The following is a 16,255-nucleotide window of genomic DNA, read 5'->3' as shown; positions in this document are numbered from 1 at the left end:
ATGTCCGCGACCGAAGCCGCACTGGCCACCCGTAGCATCGAAACAACCGAGCGGGGCGACTTTGCCGCGCTGCTCAATCGCGAGTTCCGTCCCAAGAGCGAGCGCGCCAAGGAAGAAGTGGAATCGGCGGTGCGCACGCTCGCCGAGCAGGTGCTCAACCGCAGCGATGTGGTTGGCGAAGACGTATCGCAGACCATCAAGGCCTACATCGCCGAGATCGACCGCACGCTCACCGAACAGCTCAACCAGATCCTGCATCACGCCGATCTGCAACAGCTCGAAGGCGCCTGGCGCGGCCTGCATTATCTGGTCAACAACACCGAGACCGACCAGCAGCTCAAGATCCGCGTGCTGAATATCAGCAAGAAAGAGTTGGGCAAGGTACTCAAACGCTACAAGGGTACCGCGTGGGATCAGAGCCCCATCTTCAAGAAAGTCTACGAACAGGAATATGGCCAGCTTGGCGGCGAGCCGTATGGGTGCCTGGTCGGCGATTATTACTTCGACCAGAGTCCGCCGGATGTGGAACTGCTCAACGGTATTGCGCAGGTGGCCGCTGCCGCGCACGCACCGTTCATTGCCGCCGCCGCGCCCAAATTGATGGGCATGGACAACTGGAGCGAGCTCTCCAATCCGCGCGATCTGGCCAAGATTTTTTCCACGCCCGATTACGCTGCATGGCGCTCGCTGCGCGAATCCGAAGACTCCAAGTACATCGGTCTGGCCATGCCGCGCACGCTCTCGCGTCTACCTTACGGCGCGGCCACCAGCCCGGTGGAAGACTTCGATTTCGAGGAAGACACCGCCGGCGCGGATTCCAACAAGTACACCTGGCAGAATGCCGCCTATGCGATGGCGGTGAACATCAACCGCTCGTTCAAGCAGTACGGCTGGTGCTCGCGCATTCGCGGTATCGAGTCCGGCGGCGCAGTGGAAGGGTTGCCCACGCATACCTTTCCCACCGACGACGGTGGCGTGGACATGAAGTGCCCGACCGAAGTGGCGATCACCGACCGTCGCTCCGCCGAACTGGACAAGATGGGCCTCATGCCGCTGGTACATCGCAAGAACTCGGACATGGCCGCCTTCATCAGCGCGCAGTCGCTCAACAAGCCCGACGAATACGACGACCCGGATGCCACCGCCAACGCAGCATTAGGCGCGCGCCTGCCCTACATGTTTGCGTGCTGCCGCTTTGCGCACTACCTCAAGTGCATCGTGCGCGACAAGATCGGTTCGTTCTCCGATCGCGAGCAGATGCAGAGCTGGCTGACACGCTGGGTGACGCAATACATCGACGGCGACCCGTCCAACTCCAGCGAAGAAACCAAGGCGCGCAAGCCGCTGGCTGCCGCCGAAGTGGTGGTGGAAGAAGTGGAAGGCGCGCCTGGCTACTACAGCTCCAAGTTCTTCCTCAAGCCGCATTACCAGCTGGAGGGCCTGACCGTGTCGTTGCGGTTGGTCTCGCGGTTGCCCTCGGCCGCCAAGGCCTGATCCGACGCATCTGCGTCATGGCGAGGACGTCTTCGCGTCGCGCCACCTCGTGTTGTCACTCTCATTGAAGGAGCAGTTCCATGGCGTTCGACATGCATATCAAGTTCGGCAGTGGCAAGGTCAAGATCGAAGGCGCATCCAACCACAAGAAGCACAAGGGCGAGATCCCGATCCTGGCCTGGTCGTGGGGCGCGAGTAATTCCGGCGACCTGCACACCGGTGGCGGCTCGGCCAGCGGTGGCAAGGCGCATGTCCAGGACATCTCCGTCACCAAGTACGTGGATGGCTGCTCCAATGCATTGCTCGATGCGGTGTGCACCGGTGCGCGCGTGGAAAACGCCTGGCTGTACGTCACCAACGCCACCGGCGAGCAGAGCGACTTTCTCACCCTGGAGTTGAGCGAAGGCGTACTGATTACCTCGCTGTCGACCGGCGGTTCCGGTGGCGAAGACCGCCTCACCGAAAACGTGACGCTGCACTTCGGCAAGTTCAAGTACGGCTTCCAGCCGCAGGACGACAAGGGTGCCTCCCAGGGTGGCGCGAAGGAATTCACCTACGACATCCAAGGTGTGGCCAAGGCCTAACGCGAACGCAGGCAACCACAACGCCTTCGCCACGCAGGTGCGTTTGGCGACGCGGTGCGGCACGCAGCGAGCGTGTAGACGCTGCTCTGCGCCAAGCGGATGTTGGCGTTGTGACGTTGGCTGCTTCCGATGGCGGTCATGCGATAACTGGCGGTGCCGCGCATGGCGCCGCCACCTTCTTCGATAAGGAACCGCGCGATGGATGCCACCGCACAGACCCTGCTTGCCCAAGGCGAGCCGGCGCAGGCGTTGCAGCAACTGATCCAGCAGGTGCGCCGGCAACCGGCCGATGCAGCGCAGCGCGTGTTTCTGTTTCAGTTGCTGGCCGTCCTCGGCCAGTGGTCGCGCGCCGCAGATCAGCTGCGTGCTTGCGGTGAACTGGATGCCACCACGCAGCCCTTGGTCCACACCTATCTGGCGGTATTGCAGGGCGAGCAGACGCGCGCCGAGGTGTTTGCCGGTAAGCGGTTACCGCGCGTGATGGGTGAGCCGGCCGAGTGGCTGGCAATGCATCTGCAGGCGCTGCAACTGGCGGCGCAAGGGCATGGCGAACAAGCAGCGGCGTTGCGGGCGCAGGCCTTCGAACGGGCACCAGCCAGTGCCGGCGTGCTCAATGGCGAACGCTTCCAATGGCTCGCAGATGCCGACACCCGTTTCGGGCCCTGTATCGAGCTCATTCTCGATAGCGGCTATGCATGGGCCCCGCTCAGCCAGATCCAGCAGCTGCGCATGCAGGCGCCGCTGGATCTGCGCGACACCGTGTGGGCGCCGGTGAGCGTGCTGTGGCGCAACGGCGGCCAGGCCTTCGGCTACTTGCCGGTACGTTACCCCGGCAGCGAGCACCTGGATGCCGGCGAGCTGCAACTGGCGCGCCGCACCGAATGGACCCTTGTCGCACAAGGCGAGATCGGCATGGGCCAGCGCATGTGGAGCACCGAGTCGCGCGAGATTGCGCTGCTGGATGTGCGCGATGTGCAGTTCGACGCGGGCTGATTTCAATGGCCGAACTCACCACCACCGAACGCTTGCAGCCTTCGCTGCTGGACCGGCTCACCGATGCAGCGCCCAGTCAGCGCGAAGAGAGCCGCGAGCAACGCGTGATTTCGGCCACGCGCCTGCGTGAGTGCGTCATTCGCGATCTGTCGTGGTTGCTCAATGCCGTGAACCTGGAAACCAGCCGCCCGCTGGAAGCGCATCCGCAGGTGCGCAGCTCGGTACTGAATTACGGCATCCCTGATCTGGCCGGCGTCGCAGTGAGCGGCATCGATGCGGCCGCGCTGCAACAGCGCATTCGCCAGGCGATTCTGGCCTTCGAGCCGCGGCTGATTCCCGAGACGCTGCGGGTGAGCGTGCATGCCGATGCCGCACGCATGGACCGGCGCTCGCTGTTGTTCACCATCGAATCGGAGATGTGGGCGCAGCCGCTGCCACTGAACCTGTATCTGAAGACTGCGCTGGATCTGGAAACAGGCCGGCTCGATGTCGTCGAAGGGAACGGCTGACGTCATGGACCCGCGCCTACTGCCGTACTACACCCGCGAGTTGCAGCACGTGCGCGACATGGGCGCGGAGTTTGCGCGCGAGTATCCCAAGATCGCCGGCCGGCTTGGCCTGGACGCGTTCGAATGCGCCGACCCCTATGTCGAGCGGCTGCTGGAAGGCTTCGCGTTTCTGGCCGCGCGCGTGCAACTCAAGCTGGACGCGCAGTACCCGGTGTTCACCCAGCACCTGCTGGAGATGGTCTACCCGCATTATCTGGCGCCGCTGCCGTCGATGGCGGTGGTGCAGTTGCAGCCGGATCTGAAAGACAGCGGGCTGGCAGCAGGCGTCGTCGTGTCGCGGCAAAGCGCGCTGCGCAGCCTGGTCGGCCCCGGCGAGCGCACCGCCTGCGAATTCCGCACCGCGCATCCGGTGACCTTGTGGCCGTTGCAACTGGCCGAGGCCAAGTATCTGGAATCGCCAGCCGCCTTGGCCGCTGCCGGCATCGCTTTGCCGCCCGGGCGCGTGGTGCGTGCCGGCGTGCGGCTGCGCTTCGAGCTGGTGGGTGGTGCGCAGACGCACGCGCTGGCGCTGGATCGGCTGCCGCTGTTTCTGGCCGGCGCCGACGGCCTGCCCAAGCGGTTGTACGAACAACTGCATGCCGATACCACCGCCGTGGTGGTGCGTGGCAGCGATGCCCGCGGTGGCACGCTGGAGGTGACGCTGGACGCCGATGCCGTGCAGATGCGCGGCTTTGCCGACGACGATGCATTGATTCCGTACGACGGCCGTTCGTTCAGTGGCTATCGCCTGCTGCAGGAGTATTTCGCCTGCCCGGAGCGCTTTTTGTTCGCAGAGCTCGCCGGGCTGCGCGCGCCATTGCGGCGGTTGCACGGCAGCAGCTTCGAGGTGGTGGTGTTGCTGCAACGCAGCCTGCCCAGCCTGGCTGCGGCAGTAGACGCCGAGCACTTCAAATTGTTCTGCACCCCGGCGATCAATCTGTTCCCGCGCCGCGCCGATCGCATCCATCTGCAGGCCGGGTTGCACGAGTACCACGTGCTGGCCGACCGCACCCGGCCGATGGATTTCGAGATCCATCACCTGGGCGAGGTCGAAGGCTTCGGCGATCGTCAGGAGCCCGAGCAATGCTTCACCGCGTTCTATGGTGGCGACGCACGCACCTGGCATGCACGGCATGGCGCGTTCTACAGCATGCGCCGTGAACCGCGCATGCTATCGGCACGTCAGCGCCGCGATGGCGCGCGGTCGAGCTATGTGGGCAGCGAAGTCTTCGTCAGCCTGGTCGATGCCGACGATCAGGCCCACAGCACGCGCCTGCGTCAGCTTGGGCTGCAACTGTGGTGCAGCAACCGCGATCTGCCGCTGCATATGCCGGTAGGCAAGGGCGCAAGCGACTTCACCATGGACAGCGGCGTGCCGGTACGGAGCGTGCGCTGCGTGGCCGGGCCGACCAAGCCGCGCCCGGCATTGTCGGATGGGCAGACTGCGTGGCGCCTGCTCAGTCAATTGCAGCTCAATTATCTGTCGCTGTTCGAAGATGGCCCCGACGGCGCCGCTGCGCTACGCGAGATCCTCGCCCTGTATTGCGACCCGTTCGACGCGTCCGCGCAGCGGCAGATCGAAGGCGTCAAGCAGGTGAGCGGCACACCGATCGTGCGGCGCATTCCGGTGCCGGGTCCGATCACCTTCGGCCGCGGCCTGGAGATCACGCTGACCTGCGAGGACGCCGCCTTCGAAGGCACTGGCGCCTTCCTGCTGGCTTCGGTGCTGCGGCACTTCTTCGCGCGCTATGTCTCGGTGAATTCCTTTACCGAAACCGTGCTGCGTACCACCGAACGCAACGAGGTGGCCCGGTGGCCAGCCCAGCCCGGCACGCGCCCGCGCCTGTGAGCGCCGCGGCTGCCGCGCTGGCACAGGCGCTGCAGACCCGGCCACAGGATTTCAGCCCATTCGCGGCCTTGCGCGCGATCGAACGCTGCCATCCGCAGCAGCCGCGCCTGGGCGAATCGGCGCGCGCCAGCGACGATGTGCTGCGGCTGCGGCATGCGCCGTCACTGGCATTCGCACCCCATGCGCTGCACCGCTACACACCGGCAACGCACGATCAGCCTGCCGCGCTGTATGGCGTGTTTTTCGGTCTTTTCGGGCCAAACGCGCCGTTGCCGTTGCACCTGACCGAATACGCCATCGAGCGTGCGCAGCAAGCCAAGGACGGCACCTTCGCCGCGTTTGCCGATGTGTTCCACCACCGCATGCTGAGCCTGTTCTACCGCGCCTGGGCGCAGGCACAGCCCAGCGTGCAGGCCGAGCGCCCGGCGAGCGACCAGTTCCGTGCGTGGCTGGATGCATTGGTGGGCATCGCCAGCCCGCACCTGCGCCAACGCGATGCATTGCCGGACGATGCACGTCGTTACTACGCCGGCCGTCTTGGCACCGCCACACGCACGCCGGAAGGCTTGCGTGCCCTGCTGCAACAGTTGTTCGAATGGCCGGTGCAGGTACAGGAATTCATCGCCGAATGGATGCGCCTGCCGGCCGATGCGCACCTGCAACTTGGTTTGGGTCCGCGCAACGCGCGGCTGGGCGTGGACAGCGTGGTGGGCGCACACGTGCGTGGCGCCCAGCAACGCGTGCGCATCCGCCTGGGGCCGCTGCCGCGCCTGGCGTTTCAACGCTTTCTGCCGGGTGGCCAGGCGCTGAAGCAACTCACCGCCACGGTGCGCAGCTATCTGGGCGACGAATTCGGCTGGGAACTGCAGCTGTCGCTCAAGGCCGACGAGGTCCCTACGCCGCACCTGGCGCGCAATAGCCGGCTGGGCCTGGACACCTGGCTGGGCCGCCGCGCCTGGAGCATTGCCGATGCCGACGACGTGGTGCTGCACCCCTCCGGGTGACGCGCAGCGCGTACTGATTCGCTCACCACCTATCTATTCGATTCAAGGACGCACCATGGCCGAGATCTCCCGCAGCTCCCTGTTCGGCAAGCTCAATCCGCTGGCCTACCGCGGCATCGAAAGCGCCACCGTGTTCTGCAAGCTGCGCGGCAACCCGTATGTGGAATTGGTGCATTGGCTGCATCAGTTGCTGCAGCTGCAGGACTCGGACCTGCACCGCATCATCAGGCACTTTCAGCTCAACCCGTCCACGCTTGCGCGCGATGTCACCGCCGCGCTGGATGGCTTGCCGCGCGGCTCCACTGCCGTGACCGATCTATCGGCCAATGTCGAAGAAGCGGTGGAGCGCGGTTGGGTGTACGCCTCACTCGGTTTTGGTGAAGCGCAAGTACGCACCGGCTATCTGGTGGTCGGTATGTTGAGCGTGCGTGGCTTGCGTCATGCGTTGCTGGCGATCTCCAAGGAGTTCGACAAGCTCAAGCCCGCAGTGCTCAACGAGCGCTTCGCCGAGATCGTGGCCGGCTCGCCGGAAGATGGCTTGCTGCCCAGCGATGGATTTTCGCTTGGTCAGGCCGCTGCACCCGGGGAGACCAGCGGTGCCATCGCGCCTGCCGCACTCGGCAAGCAGGAAGCGCTGAAGAAATTCACCACCGACCTCACCGCCCAGGCGCGCGAAGGCAAGCTGGACCCGATCATCGGCCGCGACGACGAGATCCGCCAGGTGGTCGACATCCTGATGCGCCGCCGCCAGAACAACCCGATCCTGGTCGGCGAAGCCGGCGTCGGCAAGACCGCGGTGGTGGAAGGGTTCGCGCAGCGCATCGCGCGCGGCGACGTGCCGCCGGCGTTGAAGGATGTGCAACTGCGCGCGCTGGATGTCGGCTTGCTGCAGGCCGGCGCCAGCATGAAGGGCGAGTTCGAACAGCGTCTGCGCGCGGTGATCGACGAGGTGCAGGCCAGCCCCAAGCCGATCATTTTGTTCGTCGACGAAACCCACACCCTCATCGGCGCCGGTGGTGCCGCAGGCACCGGCGATGCGGCGAACCTGCTCAAGCCGGCACTGGCGCGCGGCACGCTGCGCACGGTGGGCGCGACCACGTTTGCCGAATACAAGAAATACATCGAAAAGGACCCCGCGCTGACGCGGCGCTTCCAGGCCGTGCAGGTGGACGAACCGGACGAGTCCAAGGCCGTGCGCATGATGCGCGGCGTCGCTTCGATGATGGAACAGCATCACCGCGTGCAGATCCTCGACGAAGCGCTGGAAGCGGCGGTCAAGCTCAGCCACCGCTACATCCCTGCGCGGCAGCTGCCGGACAAGTCGGTGAGCCTGCTGGACACGGCCTGCGCGCGCGTGGCGGTGAGCCTGCATGCCACGCCTGCGGAAGTGGACGACAGCCGCCGACGCATCGAATCGCTGGACACCGAGCAGGCGATCATCGAGCGCGAGCGTGCGATCGGCATCGTGGTGGAGGAGCGTGCCGCTGCGTGTGCTGGCCTGCTGGAAAGCGAGCACGGCCGCCTGCAGGCGTTGGAACAGCGTTGGGTTGCAGAAAAGGCATTGGTCGACGAGCTGTTGTCGCTGCGCGCGCAATTGCGCAGTGACAATGCGCCCGTAGAAGGCACTGGCAGCGCACTGGAAGCAGAGGCCGATACCGCGCAGGCAGCGTCTGGCGACATCGCCGTGCTCGACGCACCGGTGCAGGTTGATCGCGACACGCTGCTGGCGCGCCTGCAATTGGTGCAGGCGGGACTAGGCGCGCTCCAAGGCGAATCGCCTCTGATCCTGCCCACTGTCGATCATCAGGCCGTTGCTGCCGTCGTCGCCGACTGGACCGGCATCCCGGTCGGGCGCATGGCGCGCGACGAGATCGACACCGTGCTGCGCCTGCCCGAACTGCTGGCCAAGCGCGTGATCGGCCAGGATCACGCCATGGAGATGATCGCCAAGCGCATCCAGACCAGCCGCGCCGGCCTGGACAACCCGGACAAACCGATCGGCGTGTTCCTGCTGGCCGGCACCTCCGGCGTGGGCAAGACCGAAACCGCGCTCGCCTTGGCCGAAACGCTGTACGGCGGCGAACAGAACCTGATCACCATCAACATGAGCGAGTACCAGGAGGCGCACACCGTCTCCTCGCTCAAGGGCGCACCACCGGGCTACGTGGGCTACGGCGAAGGCGGCGTGCTGACCGAAGCGGTGCGACGCAAGCCGTACTCAGTGGTGCTGCTGGATGAAGTGGAGAAGGCCCACCCGGACGTCCACGAACTGTTCTTCCAGGTCTTCGACAAGGGCTGGATGGAAGACGGCGAAGGCCGCCGCATCGACTTCCGCAACACCCTCATCATCCTCACCAGCAACGCCGGCACCGACCTGATCGCCAGCCTGTGCAAGGACCCGGACCTGATGCCCGACCCGGAAGGCATGGCCAAGGCCATCCGCGAGCCGTTGTTGAAGGTGTTTCCGCCGGCATTGCTCGGACGGCTGGTCGCGATTCCGTATTACCCGCTCAGTAACGCCATGCTCGGACAGATCGTGCGACTGCAGTTGAACCGCATCAAGACGCGCATCGAAGAGCGCTACAAGATTCCATTCGACTACGACGACTCGGTGGTGGAGCTAGTGATCTCGCGATGCACCGAGAGTGAATCGGGCGGACGGATGATCGATGCGATTTTGACTAACTCGGTGTTGCCGGAGATCAGTCGGGAGTTTCTGGAACGCGTGAATAGTGGTGATCCGGTTTTGCGGATCGAACTGGGTGCTTGCGACAGAAGCTTCGTTTACGACTTCCTAAAAAATAGGCATCAGGAGACTAAGAATGGCAACCTATGACAGTATGTTGGAAGAATTTAGAAGCCTGATCTATAAGGATGGTTGGGGGGTTAAGCGGGGTGAATTCCCTGCGCCTAAGGATGCTAAATACATTCGCGACCTGGCAAGGGTTGGAGCTTTTCTTAATCCAGAAAATGAGCTTTTTTGCGAGGCGTTGGAACTGCTCGACACTGCTATGATTGATCTGTTTAATCTCAGGACTGGGGCGTCGTTCAGGAAAAATAAGATAAAGCTAAATAGCTTTTCAACGTTTGAGCATGGCCGAAAATTGGAATTCGCATGTAAAGAAAATGGTCTAGACGCAACTAAGCACCTGTTGGCAAGTGTGCTGGCGGAAATGGAGATTAAGGAGGGATTTCAGGGTATAAGCGAAGCTGGAAAATGTGTGTCATTTTATAATAATTTAGGTGATGATGAATTTGGTGGGGCAATAAAATCAATGCACCTGGCGAAAGACTATGTGGGAAGCGATCATGGAGCCTTCACGCACCGAATTCAGTGGTATTGCGCTTCTGTCGTTAAGAGGAAGCTTGAGTTGGAGAACGCGAAAACTAGTTCTACGTTCAAGTCATCAGGACTTGTCTGGGGTCTGGTCTTTGATCGAAATGCACGTGAAGGGGTTATCGTAGAGCCAAATGACTTTAGGCGCCCCGAGTTAATGAACCCTTGGATTGCTAATAATCCCCGCTATGGTAATCATTCATGGCCGGTCCTCAGTTCGTTCTTAAAATCTAGGCTTGAAAGAATGTCCGGGCGCGGCTGGTCGTCAGATGTGTTGAAGATTAATATTGCTTCGAAGATTTATCCGGATAAGGCAAAGCCTTCACTCGGCTATCGCAAGGCATCCGCAGTTGAAAATGAAAAAGAACTTCGCGGATTTAATCTTAGTAGCGAGGAGATGGCCGTGGTTGAAAAGGCAGCTACAGGCTCGTCATTTGATGCTGCGATGATACCGAAGCCTGGATTTGTAAGTTTCAAGGGCGGCATTAAGGTATCTATCTAGTTAGACTATTCGACCACTCCAAATTTTCGGAAAAAGAATAAATTTTCCAGTAAAAAGGGGCAGGGTCTGAGGTTTGCACACTTTTTCAAGCTAAAAATCGCAGGTTCTGACTGGCTTCCGGCGAGAAGTGGCGTAGTGCGTCCAGCATGCGTGGACAGGTGTTCTAGCCATCCGCGACATGAAGCTTCCTGGCCTAGCCGCATCAGGCAGTACAGTCTGCGCGAGGTCCGGTAAGGGTTGAGATTGTGCTGCGCGTCGATCGCTTCGGCGGCCATGCCTGCCAACCATGAGGCGAACATCGCCAGTGCGTGCGGCAGCAATAGTGTCTCGATGCGCTCGCGCTTGCGGGTCAGGCTACCCTCGAAGGCGGCCGTAGCGATGCGGGGTAACAGTATCAGGTTCTTAGGTATCCCCACGTTTTTAAAGCACCAGCGTCATCTGCTCACGCACTGCTTCGGGCAGTGTACGTAAGCGTTCTAGCCAGCGTGAGACAGGTTCCATCGGCCAGCGCCTGGCCAGCGCCTGGCGGCCGACACGCAGTGTCGAGTAGAGCTTGCGTGTACTGCTGCGTGGCGATAGCCACTGGGCGATACCGGTGGCTTCGCATCCCAGTCCTGCCAGCCAACTGGCAAAGGTGGCCAGTGTGTTGAGCAACAACAGGATCTGCAACCGCTCGCCGCGACGGGTCAGGCTGTCTTCCATCGCCTGACCGTAGCGATGCGACTTCAGATCACGAAATGCCAGCTCGATCTGCATCCTTCGTGCGTACAGATTGACCAAGTGTTTCGCGCTGGGTGCTTGTAACTGTGGGGAGGCAACGATCAACCACGGCTCGCGTTCACGCGCCGCTGCTTTCAAGCTGGAGGATGCACGCGAGACCTTCGCTGGCGAGCGGCGGTTGCGTTGCTGACGTCCCAGACGTGTCTTGGCATAGAGCACCAGACGGCAATCGAGTGGATCACTGCGATTGGCCTGCATCGGTGGCAATTCGCATGCACGGTTGGACGCCAATGCATGCAGGCGTCGGCTATCGATCCATTGCGCTGCATCATCGGGCACGTCTTGCGGTTTGACCTGCGTGCGTCCGCGAAGACGCCCGACCCAATCCCAGCCCATCGCCGACACCGCGCGAAACCATGGCGTGCGGAATCCGGCGTCCGTGACCAGGATCGGACGCACATCGTCTGGAATCATTCGCCTGAGCTGTTGCAAGAAGCGTTTTTCCGCGCCGGGCGATCCCTGCTGTTTCCCGGCAACCACCATGTCCAGCAAGGTGAGTGTGCGTCCACCGATCGGCACGGCTGCGCGCAGCAGACACCATGACTTGTCCGGCTTCAAATCGCTCCAGTCGATGACGATCACCGGCTGGTCGCCGCGCAACAGCCAATGCGCCATGTCCCGCTCGATCATGGATCGCTCGGCCTGCAACGTGCGATTGCACAGCAGGCGGTCGCATGCCTTGAGGGGCGCACGTACCCGCGTCGCGCCAGGCCACGCGCGTGCGATGTCGATCAGCGTCAGTCGGCCCCCGTGCACTAGCGCTTCAACCGCGCCCAGCAAGGTACGTTGGCGTAACGCATGCATCCCGGAGAGTGAGTTAGACAGGCACTTCTGCAATACTTCGCTGGCGCGCATGGTCGGCACTCTTCTCTGGCTTAATCACCTTGAAGCGTGCCCCATGCGCGCACCTTCTTCCACCGCCTGGCCCACCAAGCGCTTGATCTCGCAGGAAGAAATGTGGGGAAACCTCAGTATCAGGTTCGCTTTCTCCATGAGCCTGATTTTACGAAGAGTAACTAAATGCAATCCGCCACCCGCCTGACCGACGTGCATCCGCCCGAGTGGTGACCGTATGGTGCTGCATGTCGGTGCTGCCGATTATTGCGCCGGGTGCACCGACGGTGCTGGTCAGAGCCAAAGGGGCACAGGTAATTAGCCGGCCACATTATGTCCAACAAGGGGACGCAGGTCATTAGGCCGCATAAAAAAGTGCTGCATTCGTGGACTTGATATGCGCCCGGTGTATTGGGCGAATGAATGTCGCGAACGTCAAACGGATGGCCGACATTTCGTGTCTCCGGTGCGACTGCGCCACTTCAGCTGCTTCCGGGATCTCTCACGAAAGACGAGGTGATGTATGGTTGAACTAGTATGCAGCGTCTGCAAGAAGCCCGCCTTGGGATTGGTCACCAAGCCGGTGAATCCATCCGACCAGCGTCATCGCAAATGTGATGGCGCAACGGTGGTGGCGCAGCAGAGCGTGGTTGTCCAGAAATCCGCGCTTGCCGCACAGGCAAGCGAAAAAGCGGCAGCACGCAAAGTCCTGACTGGCCGCGATCACCAGGGCAATCATGACAGCCGGACCAAACCGGAGGTGCGCGGAGGTCCAAAGGGCGATCGGCACGATCACGGACGGCGTCAGAATGGCTCGGCCGGGCAGAACTGATCACGAACGTTCAGTACTCCGTCCGGGCACGATCGGGGTGCTTCCGGTGATGTCACCCAAACGAACGGGCGCAGGTTCACGTGAGAAGCCAACCCGACACTGGTCGTCCCGGTTGAACGGGATCGGGAAGTGGATCGAGCAGCGTGACAGACCTGCTTCCGAGTCCTGGCTTGAGTGATGCAGTGCTCCGCATGCCGGACGACTGAGACGTTCTGTCGGGTTCGCTTGCGCAGGCCCGGTACGGTTGGTACCGACCATCACCTCACGGGAAAAAAGCATGAACATTTCGAGCAGCGGCGTTCTCAACATCGTGGCCGCAACGTATGGATTGAAGGACGTCACCGCGCAGGTGGCGGCATTGGTCAACCGCAATGCCGCCCCGCAGACGCTATCGGTGGCGGCCAACAATGCGACCTTTACCGACACCTGGCCAAATCATGCCAAGGTGCTGACAGTGGTCTACCGCTACGACGATGGTGCAACGCGCACCGTGGCGGCGAAGGAGGGGGCCACGCTGAGCGTCGGGGCGACCGAGTTCGCGCAGGCCGACGCGCAGGCAGGCGATATCGCCGCCACCGGGCCCGTGCTCACGATCTGGGGCGCGAGCTACGGTCCGGTGGATGTGACCGCCAAGGTGCAGGGTCTGGTGCAGCAGAGCGACCAGACGCTCGATATCACTGCCAACAACGCGACCTTTACCGATACCTGGCCGAACAACGTCAAGACCCTGGTGGTGGTGGCCAGCTACACGGGGCAGGTTCCGTTCATCGACATCGTGGTGGAAGGCAGCCCCTATGCCTTGAGGTATCGTCCGCACCTGCAGGTGCTCAGCGCCTTCTGGGGCCTGCAGGATGTGACCGGTATCCTGCAGGCCAATGTCAGGCAGCGCCACGTGAGCCTGCCGGCATCCAATGCGGTGTTCGGCGATGGCTGGCCCGGTAACGCAAAGACGCTGTGCGTGGTATTCCAATACGCCGACTACGCGCCGCAATCTTCCATCATCCAGGAGGGCGGTACGCTCACCATCGACTACACCGCGTCCACGCCTGCATACACGCCGCCGGTGGATCCGGCTGCGCTGAACATCATCGCGGCCAGTTACGGGCGCAGCGATGTGACTGCCAAGGTCGCCGGGCTGGTCAGCGGTCAGGCATTGAACATCACGGCCAACAACGCCACCTTCGGCGATAGCTGGCCGAATGTCGCCAAATCCTTCGTCGCCGTTTACAGCTGGGGGTCGGCGGCGATCTCCAGCACCGTGGTGCGCGAAGGGCAACCGGTCGCGCTGACCCGCCCGGAACCGGCGTTTGCGATCGACCAGAACTTCGTGTCGATGGCGGGGCTGTTCGCCACCGGCGACGAGATCAAGCTCAGCGCCGCGGCCGGCGGTTTCTGGCAGGTGGGCGCGAACCAGCAGATCGTCGCCAGCGCCGCGTCCAGCGCTGCAGCGGAGACCTTCACCTTGTCGATTCCAGGTGCGGCCGGCTCGCCGATCGTGCAGCTGCGCTGCAGCGACGGCAGCTACGTGCAATTGGCCGCCGACGGTACCTTGCATGCCGGCGGCAGTGCGCAGAACGCGGCCAATCTGGTGCCGTCGCTGCAGTCCAATGGCGCCTTGAACCTGGGTATCGCCGGCGGTGCGCCGTTCGTGGCGGTGGACGCCAATAACGCGATCGTGGGCAGCGGGAACTACAGCCCGGATTTTTCCACCTGCTTCAGTTTCCTGTTCAACCCCACCCAGGCCGGACTGGACAACCATCTCAAGGCGTTTGTGGGCGGTGACCTGTCCACCGAGGATCTGAATCTGGCGCTGGTCAAGGTGATCTGGGATCTGACCGGCGGGTGCTTCCTGGCGATTGGTCTGGGGCCGTTGATCGGCAATGCCGACAGGCTCGGCCCTGGCGTCTACCGGTTGCTCGAGGGCTATCCCAGCGTCATGCGCGCGATCAACGGGTTGGTCGCCACGGTCGGCAACAACCGGACCGCGTCGGCCGGCGCGCTGCTGACGGTGTTGGTGGCCGTGTACGAAGCCGGCGTGTTCATGCCGTTGCTGCGGCTGGTGCTGAGTATGGCCGGGTGGTGGGCGCTGTCGATGGCGCTGGTCACCATCCTGACCAAAGTGCTGGGCGGTGCGGCGAGCGCCGGTGCGACGGTGGCGGCAGAACTGATCACCAGCTTCGCGATCTGGGCCTACCAGACGACGATGGACGTGCTGGCCTACGTAGCCTCGACCAGCGCTGGGGCGGCCTTCCTGATTGCACAGGACGACAGGAGCGCCGCGCCGTCGCCGCTGCTGGAGGCCTGATTCGCATCCAGGCACCCGCCACGTCATTGCGGCGCGGCGGGTGTTGGGCCTGCGCTGATGGGGTGTGGCGATGTTTGCCGAGCAGCGGCAGGGCGAGCGTGTTATCGACATCACCATCTGGGTGGATCGGCGCAGGAGATCTCGGTGCTCGCACTGCTGGGTTTGATGGTCTGCAGCCGATGCACGCGAACGCACATCGCAGCATGAGCGCAGCGCCGCAGCCATGCACTGAGCGTGCGCGCGTCGGCGGCGATAGCAACATACGGGCGTGCGCGGATTGCCACGCGAGATAATCGGCTCGGGACAGCGGCGGTGGGACGCACCGCCGAGCCAGCGCCAGCGCGACACTCGCCTGGCGTCGCCGCGATGCCGCACACTTGCCGCTTGGTCGAACACAGGACGAAGCAATGGCACGGCGATATGGATGGAGCGGGATACTGGTGTGGCTGGCGGCTTTCGGCGCGATGGCGGCCGGTCCGACGCCCGGCGAATACGGCACCAAGCAAGGCTGGGGCAGCCTGCAGGTCGGCGACAAGGGTGGGGCGCGCCACTTCGAGATGCTTGCGGTGGGTGCCAACGGCCACACCTGTTCCTTGGAGGGCACGCTGCGAGGCGACACGGCGGAAGTGAGCGATGCCAGCGACACGCCGTGCAAGCTCGCGTTCAAGCCGGTGGCAGGTGGCTTCAGCATCGCCGCACTGACGCCAGACAGCTGCCGGGATTACTGCGGCATGCGCGCCAGCTTCGAAGGCGACTATCTGCAGTTGCCTGCCGGCTGCACCTCCGCGGCCAGCAGCCGACGACGTGAGGCGTACCTGCGGGATTATCGTGGCAAGCGCTATAGCGAAGCACTTGCCGGCATGCAGGCGTTCGCGGGCGAGTGCGGCGAGTTCCTCAACTGGCTCGATCGCGACCGTTTCGCCAACGACCGCGCGCTCACCCTGCTGCGGCTGAACCGCCCGCAAGAATGCCTGGCGGCACTGGATCAGACCATGGCCGGTCGCAGCCGCGACGAGGCGTCGTTCCAGGCGGAGATGGACAAGGACAGCACGATGTTGCCGCCCAGCGACTGGGATGCATACCTGCCCATCGCCAAGTCCACCTGGTTCAATCGCAAGCTCTGCGAGGCGGCCAAGGGCTGAGGACGATGACGTGTTTTGCTGCGCGCAGGGAAGCCCTTGCGCGCAGCATCG

12 protein-coding genes are annotated in these 16,255 nt (G+C 63.0%); 10 read left to right on the top strand and 2 right to left on the bottom strand.

The window, feature by feature from the left end; all coding sequences use genetic code 11:
* The 8 genes from tssC to AMD14_RS24790 all read left to right on the top strand — a co-directional run bounded on the left by tssC (position 1) and on the right by AMD14_RS24790 (position 10,311).
* A complete protein-coding gene (tssC, locus tag AMD14_RS21185) occupies positions 1–1,494 on the top strand; it encodes a type VI secretion system contractile sheath large subunit (RefSeq protein ID WP_011052764.1) in 1,494 nt (497 codons plus the stop codon).
* A gap of 80 nt (positions 1,495–1,574) precedes the next feature.
* Positions 1,575–2,078 carry an Hcp family type VI secretion system effector gene (locus tag AMD14_RS21180; RefSeq protein ID WP_003489893.1) on the top strand — a complete coding sequence of 168 codons (504 nt, stop codon included), beginning with the start codon at positions 1,575–1,577 and terminating at the stop codon, positions 2,076–2,078.
* 198 nt (positions 2,079–2,276) lie between these two features.
* Positions 2,277–3,071, top strand: coding sequence for a type VI secretion system accessory protein TagJ (locus tag AMD14_RS21175; protein WP_015463737.1), 795 nt, complete (start codon positions 2,277–2,279; stop codon positions 3,069–3,071).
* 5 nt (positions 3,072–3,076) lie between these two features.
* On the top strand, positions 3,077–3,580 hold the full coding sequence (tssE, locus tag AMD14_RS21170; protein ID WP_003489896.1) for a type VI secretion system baseplate subunit TssE: 504 nt from the start codon (positions 3,077–3,079) through the stop codon (positions 3,578–3,580).
* 4 nt (positions 3,581–3,584) lie between these two features.
* Positions 3,585–5,468, top strand: a complete 1,884-nt coding sequence (tssF, locus tag AMD14_RS21165; protein WP_011052762.1) for a type VI secretion system baseplate subunit TssF — start codon at positions 3,585–3,587, stop codon at positions 5,466–5,468.
* Entirely contained in the window at positions 5,432–6,472 is a 1,041-nt protein-coding gene (gene tssG / locus AMD14_RS21160; protein ID WP_011052761.1) for a type VI secretion system baseplate subunit TssG, read from the top strand. The genes tssF and tssG overlap by 37 nt, the downstream gene beginning before the upstream one ends.
* Before the next feature lie 55 nt (positions 6,473–6,527).
* The gene (tssH, locus tag AMD14_RS21155) at positions 6,528–9,308 is read left to right on the top strand and encodes a type VI secretion system ATPase TssH (RefSeq protein ID WP_011052760.1); all 2,781 of its coding nucleotides are present in this window, start codon (positions 6,528–6,530) and stop codon (positions 9,306–9,308) included.
* Positions 9,295–10,311, top strand: coding sequence for a LirA/MavJ family T4SS effector (locus AMD14_RS24790; RefSeq protein ID WP_011052759.1), 1,017 nt, complete (start codon positions 9,295–9,297; stop codon positions 10,309–10,311). Before tssH ends, AMD14_RS24790 begins: the two co-directional genes overlap by 14 nt.
* A gap of 420 nt (positions 10,312–10,731) precedes the next feature.
* On the opposite strand, the gene AMD14_RS21150 is transcribed toward AMD14_RS24790, so the two are convergent.
* Positions 10,732–11,946 (bottom strand): IS4-like element ISXac1 family transposase, encoded by a 1,215-nt coding sequence (locus AMD14_RS21150; protein ID WP_011050083.1) that lies wholly within the window; start codon positions 11,944–11,946, stop codon positions 10,732–10,734.
* A 511-nt stretch (positions 11,947–12,457) separates the two neighbouring features.
* Complete coding sequence (locus AMD14_RS21145) at positions 12,458–12,721, bottom strand: hypothetical protein (RefSeq protein ID WP_040107697.1); 264 nt, start codon at positions 12,719–12,721, stop codon at positions 12,458–12,460.
* 313 nt (positions 12,722–13,034) lie between these two features.
* Between AMD14_RS21145 and AMD14_RS21140 the strand changes: the two genes are divergently transcribed.
* Complete coding sequence (locus AMD14_RS21140; protein ID WP_003487331.1) at positions 13,035–15,062, top strand: hypothetical protein; 2,028 nt, start codon at positions 13,035–13,037, stop codon at positions 15,060–15,062.
* Positions 15,063–15,469: 407 nt separating this feature from the next.
* Positions 15,470–16,204, top strand: coding sequence for a hypothetical protein (locus AMD14_RS21135; protein ID WP_015471424.1), 735 nt, complete (start codon positions 15,470–15,472; stop codon positions 16,202–16,204).
* Positions 16,205–16,255: the final 51 nt, after the last annotated feature.

This window comes from Xanthomonas citri pv. citri (assembly GCF_000961215.1).
GTDB lineage: Bacteria > Pseudomonadota > Gammaproteobacteria > Xanthomonadales > Xanthomonadaceae > Xanthomonas > Xanthomonas cissicola.
The sequence above is the reverse complement of the archived record's forward strand: the minus strand, read 5'-3'. Positions and strand labels throughout refer to the sequence as shown.

Bases quoted from the DNA above. Each gene is read 5' to 3' on its own strand.
- AMD14_RS21180 (WP_003489893.1), top strand. From the start codon at position 1,575: ATGGCGTTCGACATGCATATCAAGTTCGGCAGTGGCAAGGTCAAGATC.
- tssC (WP_011052764.1), top strand. From the start codon at position 1: ATGTCCGCGACCGAAGCCGCACTGGCCACCCGTAGCATCGAAACAACC.
- AMD14_RS21150 (WP_011050083.1), bottom strand. From the start codon at position 11,946: ATGCGCGCCAGCGAAGTATTGCAGAAGTGCCTGTCTAACTCACTCTCC.
- tssH (WP_011052760.1), top strand. From the start codon at position 6,528: ATGGCCGAGATCTCCCGCAGCTCCCTGTTCGGCAAGCTCAATCCGCTG.
- tssF (WP_011052762.1), top strand. From the start codon at position 3,585: ATGGACCCGCGCCTACTGCCGTACTACACCCGCGAGTTGCAGCACGTG.
- tssE (WP_003489896.1), top strand. From the start codon at position 3,077: ATGGCCGAACTCACCACCACCGAACGCTTGCAGCCTTCGCTGCTGGAC.
- AMD14_RS21140 (WP_003487331.1), top strand. From the start codon at position 13,035: ATGAACATTTCGAGCAGCGGCGTTCTCAACATCGTGGCCGCAACGTAT.
- AMD14_RS21175 (WP_015463737.1), top strand. From the start codon at position 2,277: ATGGATGCCACCGCACAGACCCTGCTTGCCCAAGGCGAGCCGGCGCAG.
- AMD14_RS24790 (WP_011052759.1), top strand. From the start codon at position 9,295: ATGGCAACCTATGACAGTATGTTGGAAGAATTTAGAAGCCTGATCTAT.
- AMD14_RS21135 (WP_015471424.1), top strand. From the start codon at position 15,470: ATGGCACGGCGATATGGATGGAGCGGGATACTGGTGTGGCTGGCGGCT.